The sequence below is a fragment of the Prevotella sp. LCP21S3_D2 genome (genome assembly GCF_052118345.1).
In the GTDB taxonomy this organism is placed as follows: Bacteria; Bacteroidota; Bacteroidia; order Bacteroidales; family Bacteroidaceae; genus Prevotella.
Genome location: NZ_JBQKHJ010000003.1, coordinates 201,078 through 223,167 on the forward strand (window position 1 = coordinate 201,078; position 22,090 = coordinate 223,167).

Genomic DNA, 22,090 nt, shown 5'->3' on the forward strand with positions numbered 1-22,090 from the left:
CTTTATCCTGATAAAACAGGAGGACTTCTTAATAATGAGAGAAACTGGATATAAGATAAGCTATTGTCTTAACTCCTTTAACTTCTTTCAACTCCTTAACTCCTCATTTAACAATTAAAATAAATAAACAATGTCAGATAAAATTAAACCAAGTGAAGTGTCTGAAGTTCTTCAGCAGCAACTGCAGGAGGTGAATAGCTCTGAAAAGTTTGATGAGGTCGGTACTGTTCTCACCGTCAGCGATGGTGTGGCACGTATCTACGGACTCCGCAACGCAGAGGCTAACGAACTTCTTGAGTTCGAGAACGGCACTATGGCGATTGTCATGAACTTGGAGGAAGACAATGTAGGTTGTGTCCTCTTAGGTCCTACTGCTGGCATCAAGGAGGGACAGAGCGTGAAGCGTACACACCGTATCGCTTCCATCCGCGTGAACGACAACTTCCTCGGACGTGTCGTAAACCCTCTGGGTCAGGCTATTGATGGTCTGGGTGACATCGACCTTACTGATGCCTTCGAAATGCCATTGGACCGCAAGGCCCCTGGTGTTATCTATCGCCAGCCAGTGAAGGAACCACTTCAGACAGGTTTGAAGGCTGTAGACTCTATGATTCCTATCGGTCGTGGACAGCGTGAGCTGATCATCGGCGACCGCCAGACCGGTAAGACTGCCATCGCAGTGGATACCATCATCAACCAGAAGAGTTTCTACGAGGCAGGCAAGCCAGTATATTGTATCTATGTAGCCATCGGTCAGAAAGCTTCTACCGTTGCAGCATTGGTACAGAACCTTAAGGAGCATGGCGCCCTGCCATATACCATCATCGTAAGTGCTACCGCTGCCGATCCTGCAGCCATGCAGTATTACGCACCATTTGCCGGTGCAGCTATCGGTGAGTACTTCCGCGACCGTGGTTATTCAGCTCTCGTTGTATACGATGACTTGAGTAAGCAGGCTGTGGCTTACCGCGAGGTATCCCTGATCCTCCGCCGTCCATCCGGACGTGAGGCTTACCCTGGAGATGTCTTCTATCTCCACTCTCGTCTGTTGGAGCGTGCAGCTCGTATCAACGACCAGCAGGAGGTAGCCGAGCAGATGAACGACCTTCCTGAGTGCATGAAGGGTCACGTTAAGGGTGGCGGTTCCTTGACAGCCCTCCCTATCATCGAGACACAGGCTGGTGACGTATCAGCATACATCCCAACCAACGTGATCTCCATCACCGACGGTCAGATCTTCCTTGAGACCAACCTCTTCAACCAGGGCTTCCGTCCAGCTATCAACGTTGGTATCTCCGTATCCCGTGTAGGTGGTTCTGCCCAGATCAAGAGTATGAAGAAGGTGGCTGGTACACTGAAGATTGATATGGCTCAGTATCGTGAGCTGGAGGCCTTCTCCAAGTTCTCTAGCGATATGGATGCCGTAACAGCAATGACACTGGACCGTGGCCGTAAGAACGACCAGTTGCTGGTTCAGCCTCAGTACCGCCCAATGCCGGTAGGCGAGCAGGTAGCTATCCTCTATTGCGGTGTGCACGGATTGATGCACGACGTGCCAATGGACAAGGTTCGCGAGTGCCAGGATCTGTTCCTCGACGCTATGCGCAGCCAGCACGCCGATGTGATTCAGACTTTAGGCGATGGTAAGCTCACCGACGAGGCCATTAAGGCAGTCGAGGAGACCATGGCTAATGTTGCAGGACAATATAAAGCGTAATAGCCTATGCCGTCGTTAAAAGAGATTAAGACTCGCATCGCCAGCGTCAACAGTACACGTAAGATTACGAGTGCCATGAAGATGGTGGCTTCGAGCAAACTGCATCATGCACAGGTGGCTATACAGAACATGCTGCCTTACGAGAATATGCTGGAACATATCCTCAAGAGCTTCCTGGTGAGTACTCCGAATGTGGACCATGAGTTGCAGGTGGAGCACAAGGAAACCAGGCGAGTGGCTCTCGTGGTTTACAGTTCCAACAGCAGCTTGTGCGGTGGATTCAATTCCAACGTCATCAAGATGATGATGCATGCGGTCGACGAGTATAAGGCTCAGGGCATTGACGACATCACGGTTTATCCTATCGGAAGAAAGGTGGCTGAGAAAACACAGAAGCTGGGACTCAAGATTGGCGGCAACTTCATGGATCTTGCCGATCATCCTAATTCAAGCGCATGTGCTGACATCGCCAGTAATCTTGCCAAGCAGTATGCGGCTGGCGAACTCGACAAGGTGGAGATGATCTATCACCACTTCAAGAGTGCCGGCTCGCAGATTCTGACCCGCAAGACCTTCCTGCCTATCGACCTCAGCACAGAGGCAATAGGAGGGGATAACGACAGAGATCTCACCTCTAATGTGGTTACAGCTAAGGCGCAGGAGTATATTCGCAAGAAACAGGCTGAGGAGAATGAAAGAAAGACTTCAGAGGCTAAACCTCTGAACGATGACTTCATCGTGGAGCCAGACTTGGAGACCGTTCTCGGTGTATTGATTCCTAAGCAGCTGCATCTCATGCTCTTCACAGCCTTGCTGGACAGTCAGGCGAGTGAGCATGCTGCCCGCATGGTGGCCATGCAGACCGCTACGGATAATGCCGATGAACTCTTGCGCGAACTCAACTTGCAGTACAACAAGAGTCGTCAACAGGCCATTACCAATGAATTGCTTGATATTGTGGGAGGTAGCGTAAACAACTAAGTTTCCTTCCATCTGTATAATGTTTAATCGGGGTAAATCACTTATTGAAAGAGATTTACCCCGATTTTATGTTTTGTATGCAAACAAAACAGTAAAATTAACAAATATTAGGAAAATACTTAAAAAAACTAATTTTATCTAAAGTTGCGCTAACATTCTTTCATTTTTTTTTTTTTTTTTGTTAACTTTGCGGCGCGTTTGAGAACTAAACCAGAAAATATGAGGCTTAGTTACCCAAATGGGATTGCGGGTACAGCATCGCCTGGATCAGGGTTGCTCCGAACGACAGAAGCTTTACGGGAAGTATACTGTCTCAATCTCCTTGCTGCTTGTGACGACTCGTTTCGACACAAGGGGGAAGAGAAAATGTGTCTGTATAAGAATACTTAAAATGAAAGAATGGACAATTCAATAAAAGATATCTATCATTCTCTAAGCATACAAGCCGGGACTCTTGGCGAACCAGCCAAGACAGAGGCATCATGGTATGCCATGCGCGTGTACATGAACAAAGTGGCGCTTTGCCGAGATCAGTTCAACCTTTTCAACAACGTGCTTAAGGATCCTGACCAGATGATAAACACATTCCCCGAAGATATGATGGGCGATGTGATGGAATATTACGCCCCCTTCGTAAAAGAGAGACAAGTAAACAGCCAAGGCAAGAAGATTGTGGTGGAGCGCCCACTCATACCCTCACTTTTCTTCATGCGCAGCAACAAGCTACAGGCACTATGCCTGGAGCGGGAACTGCGTGGCAAGGCAAGGCTATATCGCCAGCTGGTGGACTTCGACCCACAGCCCATCGCCATTCCCAAGCGACAGATGCAGATGTTCATGATGGTATCGTCGGGCGACCAGAAGGGGCTGGAATATTTCGAGGACGGAGCCTTCAACTGGAAGAAAGGAGAACGTGTCAGGGTCATCGACGGCAGGTTCAAAGGTCTGGAGGGTGAAATCAAGCGCATCAATGGCGACCATCGCCTCATCGTGTCGATAGACGGGGTCTGTGCCGTCGCCACCACCTATATACCAAGATGTTTTCTAGAAAAAATATAAAATCATATGAAATATCGTAATTCATTGCTTTCTGGAGCTTTTTGTACGGGACTTCTTGTCCTGTCTGCTTGTGGAACCCCACAACAAATAGCTTATTTCCAGGATTTTAACCAAAATCCTGATACGCAGGTCAATCTGAAAAGTGCGGTGATCACCGCCAAGCCAACAGATAAACTCTACATCGGCGTGAAGAGCAAGGATCCACAGATCACACAGCTCTTCAGCCTTACGGGAACCGCCACCAGCTACTCTACGTCGACCATCGCCAAGGATGCCTATTATTATACGGTAGACAGCAAGGGCAACATCGACTTCCCTGTGCTGGGCACCCTGCATGTGGCAGGCCGTACCCGAGAGCAGATAGCCGAGGGAATCAAGAAACTTCTGGTGGATCGCAACTTGGTGAAGGATCCCGTGGTGACTGTCAGCCTGACAAATCTCCACTATTCGGTGATTGGTGAGGTGGCACGCCCTGGACAGTATGAAATCGAGGACGAGAAAGTAACCATTCTCGATGCCCTCAGCAAGGCAGGCGACCTGACCATCTATGGCACCCGTGAAGACGTGATGGTGCTGCGCCAGGAAAACGGCCACCAGAAGATATACAAGATCAATCTCTGCTCGGGAAACAGCGTGTTCAACAGTCCGGTATATTACCTGCAGCAGAACGACGTGGTTTACATCAGCCCCAACGAGACCAAGGCTCGCCAGAGTACGGTCAATGGCAACAATGTCAGGAGCACGGGCTTCTGGATTAGCCTTGCCTCACTTGCCACCAGCGTGGCGGTACTTATCAAGAAATAATGTAACTGAACTTTCGCATATCAGGAAGTTAAAGGAGTTAAAGAAGTTATCACTCCCTACGGTCGTTCGGGAAGTTAAGAGACAATAGTCTCCTAGCTTAAACTTAGGACATTTGTCCCTTAACTTCCCTCTAACTTCCCTTAACTTCCCTACATGCGAAAAAAAACAACTTTCAAATTCAATGATTCAGAATAATCAAGCGACGATGCAGAATGCTCAGGTTCGTCGCCCCCAGCAGGCAGATGACTTCATTCGTCTGCAAGACTTAATGTATCTGTGCCTTGTGCGCTGGCGATGGTTTGTCATCTCGCTCGTCGTCACCCTGGGCATAGCCACTTATTACCTCCTCTCCACGCCGGGTGTCTATCAGCGCACGGCATCCATCCTCATCAAGGAAGACGGCAAGAGCCAGAGCATCAACAGCGATGTGGCCAGTATGTTCTCCGACATGGGACTCTCGGGAGGCAAGTCGAACGTCAACAACGAGTTGATTGCCATCCAGTCGCCAGCCGTCTTGCTGGAGGCTGGCAAGCAGCTCAAACTCGACGTAAACTACAGTGAAGACGGTACCTTCCATCCTGTGGCTCTCTATGGCAGAACGCTGCCTGTAACCGTTCATTTCTATAGCTTGAACGATATGCAGAGCGCCAATTTGGATGTAGAAGTAAAGCATGGCAACCTGTTTTCCATCGTGCATGTGAGTGGCACCGACAAGGCTGGAAACCAAGTGGAATCGGACGAGGAGGTACAGGGCAAGCTGGGCCAGACCGTCCGCACGGCGATGGGCCATGTATGCGTAGACCTGGCACCGGGCTATTCAGCCTTCATCAATGGACATGAGAGCAGGAAACTGCATGTAACCCGCACCAACCTCTATGCCATGACCGACCATATCAAGGCGTCGCTCTCGGCAAGCATCAGCGAGGAGAAGGCAACAGTCATCGACCTGACCTATAAGGACCAGCTCACCCAGCGCGCCGAGGACGTGCTGAACACCATCATCTCCGTATACCGCAAGAACTGGATGGAGGACAAGAACCAGATGACCGTCTCCACCTCCCATTTCATCACCGATCGCCTGGGCGTCATCGAGCGGGAACTGGGCGACGTAGACAAGGACATCTCCTCGTTCAAGAGCCGCAATCTGCTGCCCGACGTAGAGACCGCCGCACAGCAATACATGCAGAAGAGCGGCGATGTAGACAAGCAGATACTCGAGCTGAACTCACGCCTCTCCATGGCACGCTACCTGCGCGACTTCCTGACGGGCAAGGTGGGCAAGAACCAGCTCCTGCCAGCCAATATCGGCATCGACAGCCCGGGCATCGAGCAGCAGATTACCGAATACAACAAGCAGCAGCTGGAGCGCAACAACCTGGTGGCTAACTCCAGCGAGCAGAACCCCTTGGTGGCTGACTATGACCAGAACCTCGCCTCCATGCGCCATAGCATCGTAACCAGTATCGACAACTTCGTGGTGACACTCAACTCGCAGCTTGGCAACCTGCAGGCAAACGAGGCGCAGACCACCAGCCAGATAGCCAGCAACCCTAGCCAGGCAAAGTACCTGCAAACAGTGGGTCGCCAGCAGAAGGTGAAGGAGGCGCTCTACCTCTTCCTCTTGCAGAAGAGAGAGGAAAACGAGCTTTCCAAGGCTTTCACCGCCTACAACACGCGCATCATCACCCCTCCTACGGGCGACACCAAGCCCGTGCAGCCTGTGCGCCGCAACATCATCCTCGTGGCTTTCGTTCTCGGAGTCCTGATACCTGTGGTAGTCATATTTATCCGTGAGAACATGAACACGACGGTGAGGGGCAGAAACGACCTCAAGAACATCACCATACCATTCCTCGGTGAGATACCATACAGCATCAGTCGCAAGAACAGACCAACTCTTCTGCAGCGCATCCAGTTCTGGAAGAAGCCGAAGGAGACGCGACAGATTGTGGTGAAGGCAGGCAAGCGCGACATCGTGAACGAGGCGTTCCGCGTGCTGCGCACTAACCTGGAGTTCATGATAGGCACCCATCCCGAGCAGAACGTCATCATCCTTACGTCTTTCAACATAGGCTCGGGCAAGAGTCACCTGGCAGGCAACATCGCCATGTCGCTCGCCATCAAGGAGAAGAAGGTGCTCGTCATCGATGGTGACCTCCGCCATGGTTCCACATCCATGCTCGTGGGCAGCCCTGGCGAGGGACTCAGCGACTATCTCAACGGCAGGACCGATGACCTGAAGGGCATCATCTGTCATGGCGAGGAGTATGGACTGGTGGAGGGCTTCGACGTGCTGCCTATCGGTACCATGCCGCCTAACCCTACGGAGCTCCTCTTCACCGACCGTCTGGAGAAGATCATCAGGCAGGTGAGGGCTGAGTACGATTATGTGTTCATCGACTGTCCACCAGTGGAAATCGTGGCAGATACCCAGATTATAGAGAAACTTGCCGACCGCACCATCTTCGTGGTACGCTCGGGCTTGATGCAGCGCAGTTTGCTGGGCGACATCGAACAGCTCTACAAGGACAAGAAATTCAAGAATATGTCGCTCATTCTGAACGGAACCAAGGCTCAGGGCGGCCGCTACGGCCACTACTATCGCTATGGCTACCACTATGGCTATGGCTACGGCTACCACTACGGCTCCGACAAGAATGGGGGGCAAAAATAGGAAAGTAGGAAATTGGATAAAAGAATAGAAAAATATGAATATATTCCGTGAGGCGTTCCGTTGGATTTGCAATCCGACGGCAAGCAGGAAAGCACCATCAGAGAGACTCCCCGGCGGCATCGACTGGCACTGCCACATCCTGCCCGGCGTGGACGACGGATTTCAAGAGGTAAAGAAGTCGTTGGAAATGTTGTGCTTTTACGAAGGCTCAGGCATGAGGGATGTCTGGCTTACGCCTCATATTATGGAAGACGTACCCAACGAGACCACCCATTTGCGCCAAGTATTTGCCGACTTCCAGAAACAATATCAGCAGGACTTTGCCGAGCGACACCCTGCTGACAGAAAAATGCTCCGGCTGCATCTCGCAGCCGAAAATATGCTAGATGCGCTCTTCGAAAAGCGCCTGAAGGCAAACGACCTGTTGCCGCTGGGCGAGGATGGCAAGCTCCTGTTGGTGGAGACGAGCATCTTCTCTGCCCCGATGAATTTTCATGCCCTCCTGGAGCGCATCAAGAACAAGGGCTACACGCCCGTGCTTGCCCATCCTGAGCGCTACCTCTATATGGAGAAGCGCGACTACGAGAAGCTCAAGTTGATGGGCATCAAGTTCCAGCGAAATGCGTTCTCGATAGATGGGCAGTATGGCAAGAAGGTGCAGAAGCGATGCAAGTGGCTCATGAAGCACGATATGTACGACTTCGTGGGCAGCGACATGCATCGTCTCAGCATCTACTGGCGATACTGGTAGAATTAGAACTTAAGGTTTAGGTTTGATTACTGGGAATTTACTGGCAGCTCTGTACGCAGAATGCGCTAGCTACGGCAGTAAGTACGGTGATGATGAAATTGATCACCTTCTTGATGGTTTCTTTCTTCATAGTTCAAATTTAACATTCAACATTTAACATTAAGCATTCCACATTAAAGTGGAAATTTTTTCGCTGCATCGAAGCAAGGACACTCCTTAGGAGTCGTTCCCGGCAAGTCGCGGTGCCCTACAATCTGCGCCTGTGGAAACGTGATCTTGAGCTTGCGCAGCAGATTCCACATCGCGTCATACTGGGCGCGGGTCAGGGTGTCGGCAGGACGGCCCTCGTCGTCCAGCCCACCCTCGTAGCAGATGCCGATGGAGCAGCGGTTGTAGGGGCGGGCATGTGAGCCCACCTCCAGCAGCTTTCTGAATTGCGTGATGCTTCCGTCCTTGTGTACATAGAAGTGGTAGCCCACGGTGCGGAATCCACGCTTCTTGTGGTCGCGCATCAGTTGCTTGTCGGTGTAGTTACGGTCGGCACGTGTTGCCGAGCAATGAATTACGAGAAAACGGACGCTCAGAGGTGAGTCCATCATCTCGCCGTTCTCTGTGTAGGCGAGCAGGAGATGCTCATTGAGCACCTCCTCGCCGCCAATCGTCATCGGAAATCGATCTTGTGTCATTTTCGGTCAATTGTTTTAAAAAACTAGTTAAGGGGATTTGCAATCCCAGTTAAGAGATAACGGGGATATGCAATCCCAGTTACTACAGTCCTACTTCTCCCGAATCGCTGCCTGGGTTAGTGGTGGAGCCAGAGTCGCCCTTGTCTGTACTTTCCGATGGCGTAGTCGTTCCGGAGTCGGTGGTGGAAGACTTCTTTTTCTTAGCACCATACTTCTTCAAGTTGGCGTCGAGGTTGAGATTCACGTAGCGGAAGTCGCCCGTGGCGCGGGCTTTCATTCTCACTCCTTCGATGTTCTTAGATACGGTGAAGTCGTCGGCATTCTCTGCACCCATCTTGTTCTTGATGCTGATGTAGAAGATGGCGAGGTTGTCGAGTTTTACATTCTTGCCCATGAGCAGGAGCTCCTTGATGTGGGTCACGGCATCGATGAGGATGCCCTTGATGGTCCCGGCTGAGAATGGAGAGTTGTGACCATGCATGTGGTCGGCGAGCTCATCGAGATCTACAGTTTCACTTACGTGAGGCTTGGCGTAGTACTTGCCATAAGCCTTCACGTTCTTCTTGTTGTTGTTCTTCTTCAAATCGTACTCAATCATAAGGCTAATAAATTGTTTTATGGTTCGTGTTTCATGTATTAAAGCGCTGCGCAGTGCTTGGTTCTTGTTTACGGTTGCAAAGATACGACTTTCAGAAGAGGCTTCTGTACGATAGGGGTGAGATAGGGATACGATGGGGCATAAAACTGGAAAACTCAGTATTATGGCTCGCCCAGATACTCATAGATGAGCAGCGTCTGGCGCATGGTGAAGGTCTTCGCCAACCGTTCGTAGCCCTCTCTTTGCAGGGCCTCAAGCAGGGGCGGACAGTGGTTCACCATCCGCATCAGGTGGTTTAGTGCCACGTGTTTCGACTGCTCCGGAAAGTAGAGCTTGGCAAGCTCGTATTTCTTGTATATCTTGATCTTCATATAGAATTGACTTTTATGAGAACCGCGGTAATGATACTTAGCGTTTCTCTTGATGATACTTAGCGTTGCTGGCAATGCTGGTTAGCACTTGCCAGAACGCTGTTTACTGTTGGTCAGAACCATTCTGGCTATCCGTAGCTACGGCTCTGTACGGTTTCAGGTACGTTTCTGCGCATTCGTTTGGACTGCAGATCGCCTCGGTGTTGATTTCTCCCGGATTCTTCTCTATCACGAGCCATCCGTTGCCTTTGGCGCGGTGTACTTTCTTGAATCCCAGTCGCTGCATCACGGCGCTCAGGTTCTGGTGACTCATGTTGCGGCTCAGGGCGGGACTTCCGCCTATGCGCTCCATGATTTCCGATGAAAAGCGGAACTTTATATATTGAGGGTCGGTGTCTGATTTCGGCACCTTGTAGAAGCGCAGTATCTGGTCTTCCATGAAGTTGGAAACCATGAACATGCTGTTGTGCTCCCTCATCACGTTGATGTCGGCGGTGGTGAGCCAGTATACCCATCCCTCTTCCTGGTTCTTCACCCGATTGGTTACCTCTTGTCCCAGAGCTACAGCCTGGGCATAGACGTGCTGGTAGTCGATGGGTGTCTCCCTAGGGCTCTCGATATTGTCTACGAACCATGGTGAGTAGCGGCGGTTCTCCTCGTCGGTGATGATCTGTATGCTGTTGCTGGTGCCACAGAGGGCACCACGGTGCAGCAGTTCCGAACGATACTTGTCGTAGGGGCGGCGGATGGAGAACACCAGCTTGGTGACGTTGCTCTTGAGGGCGCTCAGCCCCTTGCCGAAGGTAGACTCCAGCTCGTCGAGGCATATGAGTGCCTTGCTTGAGAAAGCCTCCATGAAGTCCTTGTCGGTATAGTTGACGGTTGACTCGTTGATGAAGTACTGGCGCAGGCATGGTGGCAGGATATAATAGAAGAATGTGGTTTTGTTGATGCCACCCCTCCCGATGAATATCAGGATGGTCTGGCTCACCACTCTCGGTGATACCCATGCCACCACCATCGATACGAGCCATTTCTTGAAGAAGTATCTGAACTCTTCCTGCGAGTGGTGGTAGCCAGGGCAATAGTTGATGGTTACCCGGTTGGCAAGCTCGTCGATGTAGTCGGTCTTTCCGTCCCATTTGGGCAGACTCCTGAGATATTCGTCGAAGGGATCCCAAGGCTCGCTGAAGTCGCTGTTGATGATGGCGTGCAGCTTGATGGCGCTCACTTCGAGTCCCATCTCGTCCATCTGGGTCCAGATGGTGTTCTCTATGTTGTCGTCGATGCGGGTCCACTTATGGTATTTGCCTTTGATTATATCGCGGCTCAGCACCTCGTGAAATCCCGTCACCTCATTGTGGTGGAACTCGTATCTCATCGAGAGCCACTGCTTGATTACCTTGACGGTCGGCTTACCCGAGAAGCCCTCGCCTTTGCGGTAGAAGTGCCAGGTGCCTAGTTTCTCGGTGTGCTTGTAGCATGATTTCATCACGCTGTCAGCATCGGGATAGTCGGAGCTGAAGTTGCTCTTGGCGTAGGCCATTGCCTCTTCCTTGTCTATGCCATAGCGCACGCACACCTTGCCGAAGTGGTGCACATACTCGTTGTGGGCACCGCTCTCAAACTTGTAGCCCCACGTGTCGAGTAGGTTCAGTATGTGCTGCGCTGCCTCGTCCATCGAGGGAATCCCCTTGCTCAGTGCCACCATCTTCTGGCTGTTTCGCTTGCGCTTGCTGGCACGTTTGGCATATTTCGCCTCGTTGGCCTTCTTGGTGTAGAGCGCCTTCAGGTCGTGGGTGTCCAGGCCGAAAGGCTCTGCGTCCCAATGGAAGTAGGCGGTAGGGTCGTGTGCGAGTCCGCACATCCGGGTGATGTCTGCGCATTGCTCGTCGGCAGGCACGCCTAGCAACTTACTGTAATAGCTCATCGCCTTGCGTATGATCACATCGAAAAGTTCCAGTGCGGTCACCTCGTCGTCATCTATGGGCAGGTATCTGGAGATGATGCGCAGGCCCCGTTGGCTCACGGTGATGAACCTCATCATGGTGTGAGGGTCGGCGTCCGCCTTCTGTACGACCTCCTTCATCTTTTCTGCAGGAATCTTGTCGAGGTCCACGGCAATCATCTGGGTGGTCTTCACCACGTTGCGCAGTTCCTTGCCCCGTCCGTCCATGAGCACGGAGGTAGTGATGCCTGGCATCATCACCTTGGTTTGATGAGCGAGCTCGCTGCTGATGCGCATGTTCTTGCGGTAGTCTTCGGTACGAGCCTGGGTCATGGCGTCGAGGGTGATGATTCGCTGCAGTTCATCAAGACTGACGAGTTGTCTGCTTTCGCTGCAGGCGATAGCATAGAAGAAAGATGGTAATACCATTTCTTGTTTTTGTTCTGTTGTTGCCATTTTTAAGCAAATTATATGAAGTTGTTTAAAATTGAATCATATTGATTCCGCTGCAAAGCTAAGCATAAAATTTGGCATTGAAATCAAAAAGTTCCGATTTTGGAACATAACATAAAATTATTTAAAATGTTTTTCAAAAAAATCAAAAGTGAAGTCATGGGAATCAAGGATTCCTACGACTACAGACGGGCATGATTTCTGTCCACAAGTGTTTTAATCTTTTAGTCCACAACGTGTTCTGGGCTATGCGTGAAGAACTGAAGGAAGACCGTTTTGAGGGTGGTCTTACCGAGGAGGAGAAGCATTGGGCTTCCACCAAGTCAGCCATCCGCAAGGAGTTCCAGCTGTCTGATGCGTACACCAAGAGTCTGGAGGCGATGGACCGTGATGTTTCCATCGACGACTACTGGGGCGCGATACGTTGGATGGAGTCGTTGGTTGACGAGGCTCACAGAGACGAGCTGCTTCGTCTGATTGACGGGTTGCTGGAACCATTGTCGCCGAAATGATCGATTTTTAGATTACTGAACTTTCGCATATGGGGAAGTTAAGTGAAGTTAGGGAAGTTAGAAGGAAGTTAAGGGACGAATGTCCTACGTTTTACGCTAGAAGACTATTGTCCCTTAACTTCCCGAACGACCGTAGGGAGTGATAACTTCTTTAACTTCAATCAATTCCCTCACTTGCGAAACTTGAATAGATTAGCAAACAAAGTGTGAAGTGTGAAGGGGGTATATGAACTTTAGCGTGAAAAGAGTGTTAAAAAGAAGGCATAACTATCTGATACCCTTTCTCTTTATCTTTTGCGCACGATGTATATACAAAAGTTCTTATGCACCCCCTTCACACCCACCCAAACATATACCCCTATAAGGGGAACCGGAGGAAACGTAAAAAATCTGCGTAATCTGCGAGATCTGCGTGGTCCTCTTATCCTCGGCCGCACAGAAATCTGTGGGACAAGAGAAAGCTAATAACGTAAAAGTCTCTTAATTTTTTTGATTTCTCAAAAATAATTTGTATTTTTGCCGGATAATTGAATAAAATAACAGAATGGCAATGACAAAATTGAAGGTAGAGAATTTCGGTCCCATCAAGTCAGTAGATGTAAGTCTAGGTGACTTGAATATCTTGATAGGTCCTCAAGCAAGTGGAAAAAGCTTGTTTCTGGAGCTGTTCAAGTTAGTCATGGATAAGAATAGCATTATCGAGACATTACGAAAGTATAATTATATTTTGTCAAAGACAGATGTGGAACCTCTCTTGGATTATTATTTTGGAGAGGGTTTGCATACGTTGTTCAGTGGAGATACAAAAATAGAAGTTTCAGATAAGAAATTTGCAATCACGGATTTATTGAAGCCATCGAAGAACAGGCAGAATACCAAGGAATCCGTCTTTTATGTTCCTGCTCAACGAATTTTAGGAATATCAGATGGTCGCCCGAAGAATTTTATGGAGTTTGATGGTTCTGCTCCGTTTGTCTTGAAAAACTTCAGTGAAACACTGCGTGTGTTCATACAGAGTGGTTTAGGTAATCCTGATGTGATATTCCCGATGCGTAATCGTCTGAAGGGTGTGGTAAAGGATTCTATAGACGAATCCGTTTTTCATGGCGCAAAAGTCGTTATCGATCAAAGTTCAGGTCAAAGAAAGATGAAGCTGAACATTAATAATGTCAGTCTTCCATTTATGACATGGAGTGCAGGGCAGAAGGAGTTCATGCCTCTTCTGCTGGCAATGTATTGTCTCTCAGGACCTCCAACATCTGTAATCAATAAGGAAGATTACAAGTGGGTAATCATTGAGGAGCCGGAAATGGGATTGCATCCCCGTGCCATCCAGACCGTTATTTGGGAAATCATAGAATTGATGCAGGCGGGATATAAGGTAATAGTTTCTACTCATTCTCCTACGTTGTTGGAGTTTGCCTGGGTATTTGAGTCTCTCAAGAATTTGCCAGCGGAACGTTTTAAAAAGGCTCTTAGTGAATTATTCGACATAGATAAGAAATCTACAGCCGTTCAGGTAATGAAAGGTTTACAGGAAAAGGAGTTGAAGACATATTTCTTCTCATCAGATGGTGGTGGAGTAACCTCTACCGACATTTCATCTCTGGATGTTGAAAATGATAATCCGTTGATTGCGGAATGGGGAGGCCTGTCGGCATTCTCAGGCAAGGCTTCGGAAGTAGTAGGAAAGTATTATCAGGAACCGGAAATGTGAGAAGATGAAGAAAAAGAATGTAAAATCAGACACGAATGTCTTTAAGTCTGCGGTGGATAATACTGTAGATTTGAAGGATGGTTATTGTAAAGGCTTGCAGGCATTAAAGGGTAATTCTTTGAAGGTATCAGTAAGCAAGCAGCAGAATCTTTTGGGAAGTGTGGATATTGACGATTGTACAAAGGGTCTTTATCCGAATGTTTCAAGGTGGGATTATGCGATAGGGTATGAGCAAAAAGCCTGGTTTGTGGAAGTTCATCCTGCGAATACGAGCAATGTCAAGGAGATGTTGAAGAAAGTAGAATGGCTTGAAAGTTGGCTCAAGGATAAAGGATGTCAACTTGCTGAAATCAGGCGCGATCATTTGCATTATTGGATTCCATCCGGCAAGGTATGCATATCAAAGACTTCACCGCAGTATAGGAGTTTGGCAAAGCATAAGCTGCAGATTACGTCCTCTCCTTTCGTTCTGAAATAGCCCTTTGCTAGTAACGCAGTCCTAAAAAATCTGCGTCATTTATATTATCTTTGCAATGTCTATAAATACATTCAAGTTATGTTAGGAATAAAGAATAAAGAAGAAATTCTTACAGGAAAGAACGTAGATGTACTCTATGAAGAGTATAAAAAACGCTATGGTGTACCTTCTGTTAAAAGTATAGCTTAATATTATTCATATACAATAAGATGCAATCATTTATCGATAACTTAGACGAAACAGCAATGAAGGTCGCTGCCGATTTCGCCTATAAGGAGTCTTTGTCTCAGAAAACGATTCCTCATTCAGAGATTTTGAATGTCGTGAAGGAGGAATTAGGATGGAAATGAAAATCACCTGGTCAACATTGGCAAAGCAGCAATTGAAGGATGATTTTAGAACAAATCTCTTTGCAAGAGGGAGACAGGGGAGTCGAAGAAAGTTTAAATATATATAAAAATAAGTATAAAAGAAACAGAGATACAAGAAATAGTCTTATTTTTGCATAAGATATAAATGTAAATGGAATAGATTATGGCATACAAAGCATTAGATATAGCAAAAAAACTGATATTCAAGGCTCAGAATGATGAGCCTAATGGTGGTGAGCGTTTGACCAATCTCAAGTTGCAGAAGCTACTCTATTATCAGCAGGGATTCCATCTCGCATTCTTTGGCACACCATTGTTTGCCGAGGACGTTGAGGCATGGATGTATGGTCCTGTTGTGCCTGCTGTGTATGACGAGTATTCTGCCTATGGTTCCTCTGCCTTGCCAGAGGTTAAGGAGCCAGTCTCCTTGTCAGAGGATGAAGAAGAACTTTTCAACGAGGTATATGATGCCTATCGTGAGTTTTCTGCCATAGGCTTGATGAATCGCACCCATTCAGAGCGTCCTTGGCTCGATGCAGTGCCACATGACAGGGGTACGGTTATCACCCAAGAGAGTATGATGGCTTATTTCAAGACCCAGATTCAGTAATGCTTGTCGGCTATGGGTAAGAGATTCTCTTTTAAGAAGGGACAGCCTTCGATTACGGAAATTGGTAAGACCAAGGACAGAATAGTCTTTGGTTTTTCAGAGTTGCGCCCATATAGCTATGTTGATAGTCACAATGACTCGGGATTTTTCATTTCTTTTCTTGACAGATTGAAAAAACTTAGTTCCATTGATTGGAATACGGCTAATGTCTCTGCCCGTCATTCTTATGGCTTGGAAAAGATGAATGTCTGTGATATGACTCGTGCGGCACAAAGCCACGTTCCCGAAGGAATGGTAAGCCTCTTGGTCTTTAGGGCAACAGGTGACAATCATGTGTTCCTAGGTTATAGAGAGGAGAATGTCTTTCAAGTCATTTTTGTGGAATATCAGTTTGGCGATGTATATCGTCATAGCCATTAAAACCCTATTCATTTAAGTCATGGTCAATAAATGTCTAAGGTATAGCCATAAAGTCTTCCGCTAGGCGACAAACAATCGCAATTTTATTGCGTAAAACAATCGCAACTCTGTTGCGTAAGCACTCTCAGCCAGCCCCTTGTGGGCACAGGCTCCGCTGGCTGACCAAAACTCTGGCAGAGCTATAGCGTCGCCAGCTACTTCATCTCTGAAATCTGTGGGACATCGATGTGTTAAAAACCGGAAATATCTTGGCTATTTCAGATATTTCCCTTATATTTGCAGCATGTAAACAATAAAAAGGTACTCGATTATGATTAGTAAGAATGTTGAAAATATGATTCCAAAGATTCAGCAATTCTTTGGAAGCCAACCCATCAAGAAGGCTTGGCTCTTTGGTTCATGCTCAAGAGGCGAAGAGAGTATGGATAGTGATGTCGATATTCTTGTAGAGTATGATCGCCAGAACTCCAGAGTTTCATTGATGAAGATTGCTGCCATGATGCTCAATTTAGAAGATTTACTTCATCGTAAGGTAGATATGGTAGAAGCCAGTCGCCTCTTACCTTTTGCGTTAGACTCAGTAAATAACGACAAGTTCTTGATTTATGAGAGAAAGAGTTAAAGTATTATTCATGGCTATTATACTGTAGATCCGGAAAGTCTTTGGGATACAATAGAATGTGATATTCCAGAGTTAAAGCCTTGGATAGAGAAATATCTGCAAGAACAACCAGAATAAAGTCTTCCGCAAGGCGACAGACAATCGCAACTCTGTTGCGTAAGCACTCTCAGCCAGCCCTTTAGGGCACAGGCTCCGCTGGCTGACCAAAACTCTGGCAGAGCTATAGCGTCGCCAGCTACATCCTCTCGTTCCTGAGGAAAGAGAGGCTTGGTGAGAAAGGTGGAGCTCCCTTTGGCTAAAGGGAGACGGAGGGATTCGAAAAATCTCTTATAATATCAAATTCAAATTAGTTTTACTCAATCAATATCCAGGTAAGAATCCCCTCAAAGCGATTATTAATAAGGTGGCGCCGATGGGCGAGAGAAATGATTTTCGTAACGAATTTCACGGATTCTTTAGACCTGTTCGGTCTTTTTTCTTCTTTTGCTTGGTCGTTTCAATAAAAAAGTGTATTTTTGCAGCCATAAAAATGTTTTTTTAGTGAATACAATCAGAAAAAGTATATGAAGGAATATATTACCATACACAATGTTGGACCGCTTCGCCATATTGAACAGTTGGAGATTCTGCCTCTTACAGTTCTTATAGGTGAGTCTGCCATCGGAAAAAGTACACTGATGAAGGTACTTGTCCTGATGCGCTATCTATATAAGCTAGCTAATATTCGATCTTTTTTAAAACATTCGAAAATTACAAACTCTCCTTTCATAATACGCTTCGAGTCTTTGCTAAAGACAACTAATCTTGTGGCTTTCTTTCAGAGTAATTCATATATACGATATGAGGTGCATGCAGATTCTGGTAATGTGTATAGCATAGAGTATGACAATTCCAAGATTAAGCGTACGCTTTTGCCAAAGATAAGTGAAGAAGATTTGACCTTTTGGAAAGAGTCTTTTGTCTCGGAGAACAGAAATGTCATCCCTTCATGGACGGCTAATGCCTTGACGAATAAGAATGCGTCTTTGGGATTTTATTTTCATGAGACTATGAATGACTTTGCCCAGGCGGTGAAGGATGACAAGGAATATGATCTCTCTTATTTGGGACTGAAACTTTCCGTGAAGCATCCTAAGGGGCGTCCTGTTAAATTAACTGTTATGCCTGTTAACGATGCCTATGCTCCAATAGAGCTTACCCAGGCTTCATCTGGTATCCAAACATCCACTCCTCTTTCCGTCATCGTGCAGCATTTTGCCAAGGATTATTCCTTTAAGGAGGCTTTCCGTCGGTCTGTGCTTGACTACCTTTATGACAACGAATTGTTGACAAAGTTTTCTCCGGTTATCGAACTGGCAGATTTGCCAAAGTATGTGCATATTCATTTAGAGGAGCCTGAACTTAGTCTTTTCCCTGATGCTCAATGCCGCTTAATAGATGATTTGGTGAAGACAGTTAATGCAGCTTCTTCCAATGACCGTAAGATGGGAATTATAATGGCTACACATAGTCCTTATATCTTGAACTACTTGAACGTTTTGATTCGTCAAACGGCTGAGGAGCGTGCGAGAGTTGAGCCTGAGAATTTGGCAGTATATAGAATATACGATGGAAATGCTCAAACTCTCATGGCAACGGATGAGGAAGGAAAAGCTCTGGTTGATACATACGACTTGACAGAGATGATGTCTGCCATATACAATGAGTTTAACGAGTTGAGCAGATGAGAGACGAATTGTTGATAGACCGATTGCTGCAAGTGCATTATCCTCAGGAGTATGACTTGGATACCCATGGGGTGGTTGTTGATATGACTATCCATAGAGGGCTTGTCGAATTGTCAGACTCCAAGGCTTGTGATGATTGTCAAGGACACCGTCCACGTCGTGCTCAATGTGACAGGGTTAATTTGAGACTGGATACATCTGCCAGTCCTGTAGTCATTGTGGATTTTGAGAAGTATGTCAATCAATTTGATAATACTGCAGCTGCGATGAGGGATAGGTGCGATTACTTATTAGTCGATGCAACGGACGAGCATAACAAAATTGCCTTTTGTGATTTGACTTGCTCCGAAGAGAAGTATGTCAATCCCAATGATGGCAAGTATCCTTTGGGCAAGCGAGCCAAGGCTTCTTCACAGATGAGGAAATCCTTGGAACGATTATTGTTAGATCCATTGATGGCTCATTACATATTGACTTTTCCTAAGAAAATCTGCCTGTTTGGTTGGAGAGATTATGATGCTCCTGACGTAACTCCTCTGCGTGGAGATGCCGCTAGAAATATGTTGGCGTTTATGAGGACTCCCTCTGCGAATAGTCGAACATTAGCCAAGGAGATTTCCGTTATTGGGCATAATTTCAGCTTTGTCCAAGTAAAATATCCTTCTGTATATAAGTGGTGACGAATGAACAGAATCTCTCGTATGAGAACCCTTCAATGCGCTAGCCGTCAAACACTCGCCGATTAGGCGTCAAACAATCGCAACTCTGTTGCGTAAGCACTCTCAGCCAGCCCTTTAGGTTTCTGTCCCCTATAAGGGGAACCGCATACGTTCGCAAATAATCTGTGTGAATCTGACCGAATAGGTCAAAAAAAATCTGCGTCATCTGCGAAATCTGCGTGACCCTTTCAAATTCCAGGCCGCCCAGGCCGCAAAGAAATCTGTGTGAATCTGTGAATTCTATGGGACATCGATGTGTTAAAAACCGGAAATATCTTGGCTATATCATATATTTCCCTTATATTTGCACCATGTTTTAATTTGATGGTAAAGCTATGAGTAAATCAAAATCGTATCAAGTTCCAGAGGCAGCGCCAAGTTTGGTAGCGGATCCTGTGGGAGTCTGTATTTCTCCAAATACGGATATACAGACATTGCGCCATCATGTAATGGATGCAGTATATACCACGAATGACCAGAGTGCATTATATAACTGTTTGGTATTTCTGTCTAATCTCACCAATCAATCAGCGACCCCAATCAAGGGTAAGCTGCTCAAGCGTTTGGAAGAATTAGCTTTGCTGAAAGAGGGCTGGGATGGAGAAAACAGTGTTTCTATCGATTCTGGAATACAAGATTTCCTTCGTAGAGTCATAATGCTTTCCTCAGATAAGGAGTTGGTAAATTGGGTATTGTTCCCTGATGCCCGAGGCTATTTATATTTAGATTATACTGAGGGAAAGAACCTGGCTGGTATTACGGTAGCCCCTCATCAAATTGCAGCTTTTATCAAGCGTGATGGTCATTTATCCAAATACAATTACGACCATCTTAATGAACAGGATGTTTTGAATTTATTAGAGGAGGCACATATCTCCTGATATAGATTATTTTCAGAAAGAATTATAAGTGCTTTGTGATGGAATCCATAAGTTTCGGTAGCAATCAGCAAATGCAATAAAGAAAGGTATAGCCATAAAGTCTTCCGCTAGGCGACCAAACAATCGCAATTTTATTGCGTAAAAAATCTCAGCCAGCCCTTTAGGGCACAGGCTCCGCTGGCTGACCAAAACTCTGGCAGAGCTATAGCGTCGCCAGCTACATCCTCTCGTTCCTGAGGAAAGAGAGGCTTGGTGAGAAAGGTGGAGCTCCCTTTGGCTAAAGGGAGACGGAGGGATTCGAAATATCTCTTATAATATCAAATTCAGACTATTTTTACTCAATCAATATTCAGATAAGAATACCCTTAAAGCGATTCTTATCTGGCAGGGACTCTATGTCCTTCATTTCCGATACGAACCAATTATATAGTTAGAAATAACAAAAAAATATATATAACGAGAAGTAGCTTAGTAGTGTGGGCGCTACATAATCACCCATAACGCATCCTGCAGTTCTCTTTCGGAAACTGACCCACCGAAAGAGGCTCAGGATGCTTATTATTCAAGAACTTAAAACAATGCGTAATTTTAATCAATTAAAAATTGCCGTAGCCGGAACCGGTTACGTAGGACTTAGTATTGCTACGCTTTTATCCCAACACCATGAGGTAACAGCAGTAGATGTAATTCCCGAGAAAGTAGATAAACTGAATCATCGTATATCACCGATACAAGATGAGTATATCGAAAAATATCTGGCAGAGAAACCTCTGCATCTCACAGCAACCTTGGACGGCAAGTCAGCTTACAAAGATGCAGACTTTGTAGTCATTGCAGCACCGACAAACTACGACCCAGTGAAGAACTTCTTCGACACCACTCATGTAGAAGAAGTTATCGACTTGGTCCTGGAGGTTAATCCCGATGCAGTGATGGTAATCAAGAGTACCATCCCTGTAGGTTACACTCGAAGCCTATATCAGAAGTATGCCCAGAAGGGAGTGAAGCAATTCAATCTTCTTTTCTCCCCGGAGTTCCTCCGAGAGAGCAAGGCTCTCTATGATAATCTCTATCCAAGCCGCATTATAGTAGGTTATCCTAAGTTGATAGAACGCCCTGAGTTTAGAGATGAGAACGAGGCAATCTTGAAGGTTACTGATGTAGAAAAGTTGAAAGAAGCAGCCAAGACATTTGCCGCTTTGCTCCAGGAAGGAGCCATTAAGGAAAATATTGATACCCTCTTTATGGGCATGAAGGAAGCTGAAGCCGTCAAGCTCTTCGCCAATACCTATCTTGCCCTAAGAGTAAGTTACTTCAATGAGTTGGATACATACGCAGAAGTCAAGGGCTTGGATACCAAGGCAATCATTGATGGCATTGGTCTTGACCCACGTATCGGAACCCATTACAACAATCCAAGTTTCGGATATGGTGGTTACTGTCTACCAAAGGATACCAAGCAGCTTCTGGCAAACTATGCCGATGTTCCGGAGAATCTGATAGAGGCAATCGTTGAGAGTAACCGTACAAGAAAAGACTATATTGCAGATGCCGTGCTCAGAAAGGCAGGTTATTACAGTTATGCCGATGCCAATAGCTATGATGCAAGCAAGGAGCACAACTGTGTGATAGGAGTTTATCGCTTGACGATGAAGAGTAACAGCGATAACTTCCGCCAGTCAGCCATCCAGGGCATCATGAAGCGAATCAAGGCAAAGGGTGCAGAGGTAATCATCTATGAGCCAACTTTGGAAGATGGCAGCACTTTCTTCGGAAGCAAAGTAGTAAATGATATGGCAGCATTCAAGGCACAGAGCCAGGCGATTATCGCCAACCGCTACGATGCCAGTCTGGACGATGTGAAGGATAGAGTATATACCAGGGATATATTTAGAAGAGACTAAGAGTTTTTCTATAATCTAATTTAGATAAATAAAAGTGTTTTTATGTTGTTAATTCTTTGTGTTGCATTCTCTTTGTGTCTTCTCGTG

General features: G+C 46.8%; 23 protein-coding genes. 18 read left to right on the forward strand and 5 right to left on the reverse strand.

Annotated elements, in window-relative coordinates; translation table 11 throughout:
* The first annotated feature begins 130 nt into the window (after positions 1–130).
* The 6 genes from atpA (at position 131) to ACTQ16_RS04215 (ending at position 7,986) form a co-directional block, all read left to right on the forward strand.
* Positions 131–1,717, forward strand: coding sequence for a F0F1 ATP synthase subunit alpha (gene atpA / locus ACTQ16_RS04190; RefSeq protein ID WP_294971670.1), 1,587 nt, complete (start codon positions 131–133; stop codon positions 1,715–1,717).
* A 6-nt stretch (positions 1,718–1,723) separates the two neighbouring features.
* On the forward strand, positions 1,724–2,698 hold the full coding sequence (locus tag ACTQ16_RS04195; protein WP_441936229.1) for a F0F1 ATP synthase subunit gamma: 975 nt from the start codon (positions 1,724–1,726) through the stop codon (positions 2,696–2,698).
* A 399-nt stretch (positions 2,699–3,097) separates the two neighbouring features.
* The gene (locus ACTQ16_RS04200; RefSeq protein WP_441936231.1) at positions 3,098–3,757 is read left to right on the forward strand and encodes a UpxY family transcription antiterminator; all 660 of its coding nucleotides are present in this window, start codon (positions 3,098–3,100) and stop codon (positions 3,755–3,757) included.
* 6 nt (positions 3,758–3,763) lie between these two features.
* Positions 3,764–4,561 (forward strand): polysaccharide biosynthesis/export family protein, encoded by a 798-nt coding sequence (locus tag ACTQ16_RS04205; protein WP_441936232.1) that lies wholly within the window; start codon positions 3,764–3,766, stop codon positions 4,559–4,561.
* 181 nt (positions 4,562–4,742) lie between these two features.
* Complete coding sequence (locus ACTQ16_RS04210; RefSeq protein ID WP_441936234.1) at positions 4,743–7,235, forward strand: GumC family protein; 2,493 nt, start codon at positions 4,743–4,745, stop codon at positions 7,233–7,235.
* 34 nt (positions 7,236–7,269) lie between these two features.
* Entirely contained in the window at positions 7,270–7,986 is a 717-nt protein-coding gene (locus ACTQ16_RS04215) for a tyrosine-protein phosphatase (RefSeq protein WP_441936235.1), read from the forward strand.
* A gap of 37 nt (positions 7,987–8,023) precedes the next feature.
* Here ACTQ16_RS04215 and ACTQ16_RS04220 read toward each other — a convergent pair whose 3' ends face one another.
* The 5 genes from ACTQ16_RS04220 to ACTQ16_RS04240 all read right to left on the reverse strand — a co-directional run bounded on the left by ACTQ16_RS04220 (position 8,024) and on the right by ACTQ16_RS04240 (position 12,045).
* A complete protein-coding gene (locus tag ACTQ16_RS04220) occupies positions 8,024–8,116 on the reverse strand; it encodes a smalltalk protein (RefSeq protein ID WP_153073356.1) in 93 nt (30 codons plus the stop codon).
* A 43-nt stretch (positions 8,117–8,159) separates the two neighbouring features.
* A complete protein-coding gene (locus ACTQ16_RS04225) occupies positions 8,160–8,672 on the reverse strand; it encodes an N-acetylmuramoyl-L-alanine amidase (RefSeq protein ID WP_295348553.1) in 513 nt (170 codons plus the stop codon).
* A gap of 82 nt (positions 8,673–8,754) precedes the next feature.
* Positions 8,755–9,270 carry a DNA-binding protein gene (locus ACTQ16_RS04230; RefSeq protein ID WP_441936237.1) on the reverse strand — a complete coding sequence of 172 codons (516 nt, stop codon included), beginning with the start codon at positions 9,268–9,270 and terminating at the stop codon, positions 8,755–8,757.
* Positions 9,271–9,431: 161 nt separating this feature from the next.
* Positions 9,432–9,716, reverse strand: coding sequence for a DUF4248 domain-containing protein (locus ACTQ16_RS04235; RefSeq protein ID WP_295348556.1), 285 nt, complete (start codon positions 9,714–9,716; stop codon positions 9,432–9,434).
* 28 nt (positions 9,717–9,744) lie between these two features.
* Entirely contained in the window at positions 9,745–12,045 is a 2,301-nt protein-coding gene (locus ACTQ16_RS04240) for a BT4734/BF3469 family protein (RefSeq protein ID WP_441936239.1), read from the reverse strand.
* Between the two features lie 245 nt (positions 12,046–12,290).
* Here ACTQ16_RS04240 and ACTQ16_RS04245 point away from each other — a divergent pair, with 245 nt between their 5' ends.
* From ACTQ16_RS04245 to ACTQ16_RS04300, 12 genes are all read left to right on the forward strand, one after another.
* Positions 12,291–12,554: a hypothetical protein gene (locus tag ACTQ16_RS04245; RefSeq protein ID WP_441936240.1), complete on the forward strand. Its 264-nt coding sequence runs from the start codon at positions 12,291–12,293 to the stop codon at positions 12,552–12,554.
* Positions 12,555–13,098: 544 nt separating this feature from the next.
* Complete coding sequence (locus tag ACTQ16_RS04250; protein ID WP_441936241.1) at positions 13,099–14,271, forward strand: AAA family ATPase; 1,173 nt, start codon at positions 13,099–13,101, stop codon at positions 14,269–14,271.
* 4 nt (positions 14,272–14,275) lie between these two features.
* Positions 14,276–14,749 carry a hypothetical protein gene (locus tag ACTQ16_RS04255; RefSeq protein ID WP_441936242.1) on the forward strand — a complete coding sequence of 158 codons (474 nt, stop codon included), beginning with the start codon at positions 14,276–14,278 and terminating at the stop codon, positions 14,747–14,749.
* A 209-nt stretch (positions 14,750–14,958) separates the two neighbouring features.
* The gene (locus tag ACTQ16_RS04260; RefSeq protein ID WP_441936244.1) at positions 14,959–15,099 is read left to right on the forward strand and encodes a hypothetical protein; all 141 of its coding nucleotides are present in this window, start codon (positions 14,959–14,961) and stop codon (positions 15,097–15,099) included.
* Between the two features lie 184 nt (positions 15,100–15,283).
* Positions 15,284–15,730 carry a Panacea domain-containing protein gene (locus ACTQ16_RS04265; RefSeq protein ID WP_441936245.1) on the forward strand — a complete coding sequence of 149 codons (447 nt, stop codon included), beginning with the start codon at positions 15,284–15,286 and terminating at the stop codon, positions 15,728–15,730.
* A gap of 12 nt (positions 15,731–15,742) precedes the next feature.
* Positions 15,743–16,150, forward strand: a complete 408-nt coding sequence (locus tag ACTQ16_RS04270) for a hypothetical protein (protein ID WP_441936247.1) — start codon at positions 15,743–15,745, stop codon at positions 16,148–16,150.
* A gap of 310 nt (positions 16,151–16,460) precedes the next feature.
* Positions 16,461–16,772 carry a nucleotidyltransferase family protein gene (locus tag ACTQ16_RS04275; protein ID WP_118189928.1) on the forward strand — a complete coding sequence of 104 codons (312 nt, stop codon included), beginning with the start codon at positions 16,461–16,463 and terminating at the stop codon, positions 16,770–16,772.
* A 6-nt stretch (positions 16,773–16,778) separates the two neighbouring features.
* Positions 16,779–16,889, forward strand: coding sequence for a hypothetical protein (locus ACTQ16_RS04280; protein WP_367383144.1), 111 nt, complete (start codon positions 16,779–16,781; stop codon positions 16,887–16,889).
* 446 nt (positions 16,890–17,335) lie between these two features.
* The gene (locus ACTQ16_RS04285; protein ID WP_441936248.1) at positions 17,336–18,499 is read left to right on the forward strand and encodes an AAA family ATPase; all 1,164 of its coding nucleotides are present in this window, start codon (positions 17,336–17,338) and stop codon (positions 18,497–18,499) included.
* Complete coding sequence (locus tag ACTQ16_RS04290) at positions 18,496–19,179, forward strand: hypothetical protein (RefSeq protein WP_441936250.1); 684 nt, start codon at positions 18,496–18,498, stop codon at positions 19,177–19,179. Before ACTQ16_RS04285 ends, ACTQ16_RS04290 begins: the two co-directional genes overlap by 4 nt.
* A 374-nt stretch (positions 19,180–19,553) precedes the next feature.
* On the forward strand, positions 19,554–20,099 hold the full coding sequence (locus ACTQ16_RS04295; protein ID WP_441936252.1) for a hypothetical protein: 546 nt from the start codon (positions 19,554–19,556) through the stop codon (positions 20,097–20,099).
* Positions 20,100–20,677: 578 nt separating this feature from the next.
* On the forward strand, positions 20,678–22,003 hold the full coding sequence (locus tag ACTQ16_RS04300; protein WP_441936254.1) for a UDP binding domain-containing protein: 1,326 nt from the start codon (positions 20,678–20,680) through the stop codon (positions 22,001–22,003).
* Positions 22,004–22,090: the final 87 nt, after the last annotated feature.

Coding starts and splice junctions, on each gene's coding strand:
- ACTQ16_RS04285 (WP_441936248.1), top strand. CDS start 17,336: ATGAAGGAATATATTACCATACACAATGTTGGACCGCTTCGCCATATT.
- ACTQ16_RS04295 (WP_441936252.1), top strand. CDS start 19,554: ATGAGTAAATCAAAATCGTATCAAGTTCCAGAGGCAGCGCCAAGTTTG.
- ACTQ16_RS04250 (WP_441936241.1), top strand. CDS start 13,099: ATGGCAATGACAAAATTGAAGGTAGAGAATTTCGGTCCCATCAAGTCA.
- ACTQ16_RS04270 (WP_441936247.1), top strand. CDS start 15,743: ATGGGTAAGAGATTCTCTTTTAAGAAGGGACAGCCTTCGATTACGGAA.
- ACTQ16_RS04225 (WP_295348553.1), bottom strand. CDS start 8,672: ATGACACAAGATCGATTTCCGATGACGATTGGCGGCGAGGAGGTGCTC.
- ACTQ16_RS04195 (WP_441936229.1), top strand. CDS start 1,724: ATGCCGTCGTTAAAAGAGATTAAGACTCGCATCGCCAGCGTCAACAGT.
- ACTQ16_RS04255 (WP_441936242.1), top strand. CDS start 14,276: ATGAAGAAAAAGAATGTAAAATCAGACACGAATGTCTTTAAGTCTGCG.
- ACTQ16_RS04300 (WP_441936254.1), top strand. CDS start 20,678: ATGCGTAATTTTAATCAATTAAAAATTGCCGTAGCCGGAACCGGTTAC.
- ACTQ16_RS04265 (WP_441936245.1), top strand. CDS start 15,284: ATGGCATACAAAGCATTAGATATAGCAAAAAAACTGATATTCAAGGCT.
- ACTQ16_RS04290 (WP_441936250.1), top strand. CDS start 18,496: ATGAGAGACGAATTGTTGATAGACCGATTGCTGCAAGTGCATTATCCT.
- ACTQ16_RS04200 (WP_441936231.1), top strand. CDS start 3,098: ATGGACAATTCAATAAAAGATATCTATCATTCTCTAAGCATACAAGCC.
- ACTQ16_RS04215 (WP_441936235.1), top strand. CDS start 7,270: ATGAATATATTCCGTGAGGCGTTCCGTTGGATTTGCAATCCGACGGCA.
- ACTQ16_RS04210 (WP_441936234.1), top strand. CDS start 4,743: ATGATTCAGAATAATCAAGCGACGATGCAGAATGCTCAGGTTCGTCGC.
- ACTQ16_RS04275 (WP_118189928.1), top strand. CDS start 16,461: ATGATTAGTAAGAATGTTGAAAATATGATTCCAAAGATTCAGCAATTC.
- ACTQ16_RS04220 (WP_153073356.1), bottom strand. CDS start 8,116: ATGAAGAAAGAAACCATCAAGAAGGTGATCAATTTCATCATCACCGTA.
- ACTQ16_RS04245 (WP_441936240.1), top strand. CDS start 12,291: ATGCGTGAAGAACTGAAGGAAGACCGTTTTGAGGGTGGTCTTACCGAG.
- ACTQ16_RS04230 (WP_441936237.1), bottom strand. CDS start 9,270: ATGATTGAGTACGATTTGAAGAAGAACAACAACAAGAAGAACGTGAAG.
- ACTQ16_RS04260 (WP_441936244.1), top strand. CDS start 14,959: ATGCAATCATTTATCGATAACTTAGACGAAACAGCAATGAAGGTCGCT.
- atpA (WP_294971670.1), top strand. CDS start 131: ATGTCAGATAAAATTAAACCAAGTGAAGTGTCTGAAGTTCTTCAGCAG.
- ACTQ16_RS04240 (WP_441936239.1), bottom strand. CDS start 12,045: ATGGCAACAACAGAACAAAAACAAGAAATGGTATTACCATCTTTCTTC.
- ACTQ16_RS04205 (WP_441936232.1), top strand. CDS start 3,764: ATGAAATATCGTAATTCATTGCTTTCTGGAGCTTTTTGTACGGGACTT.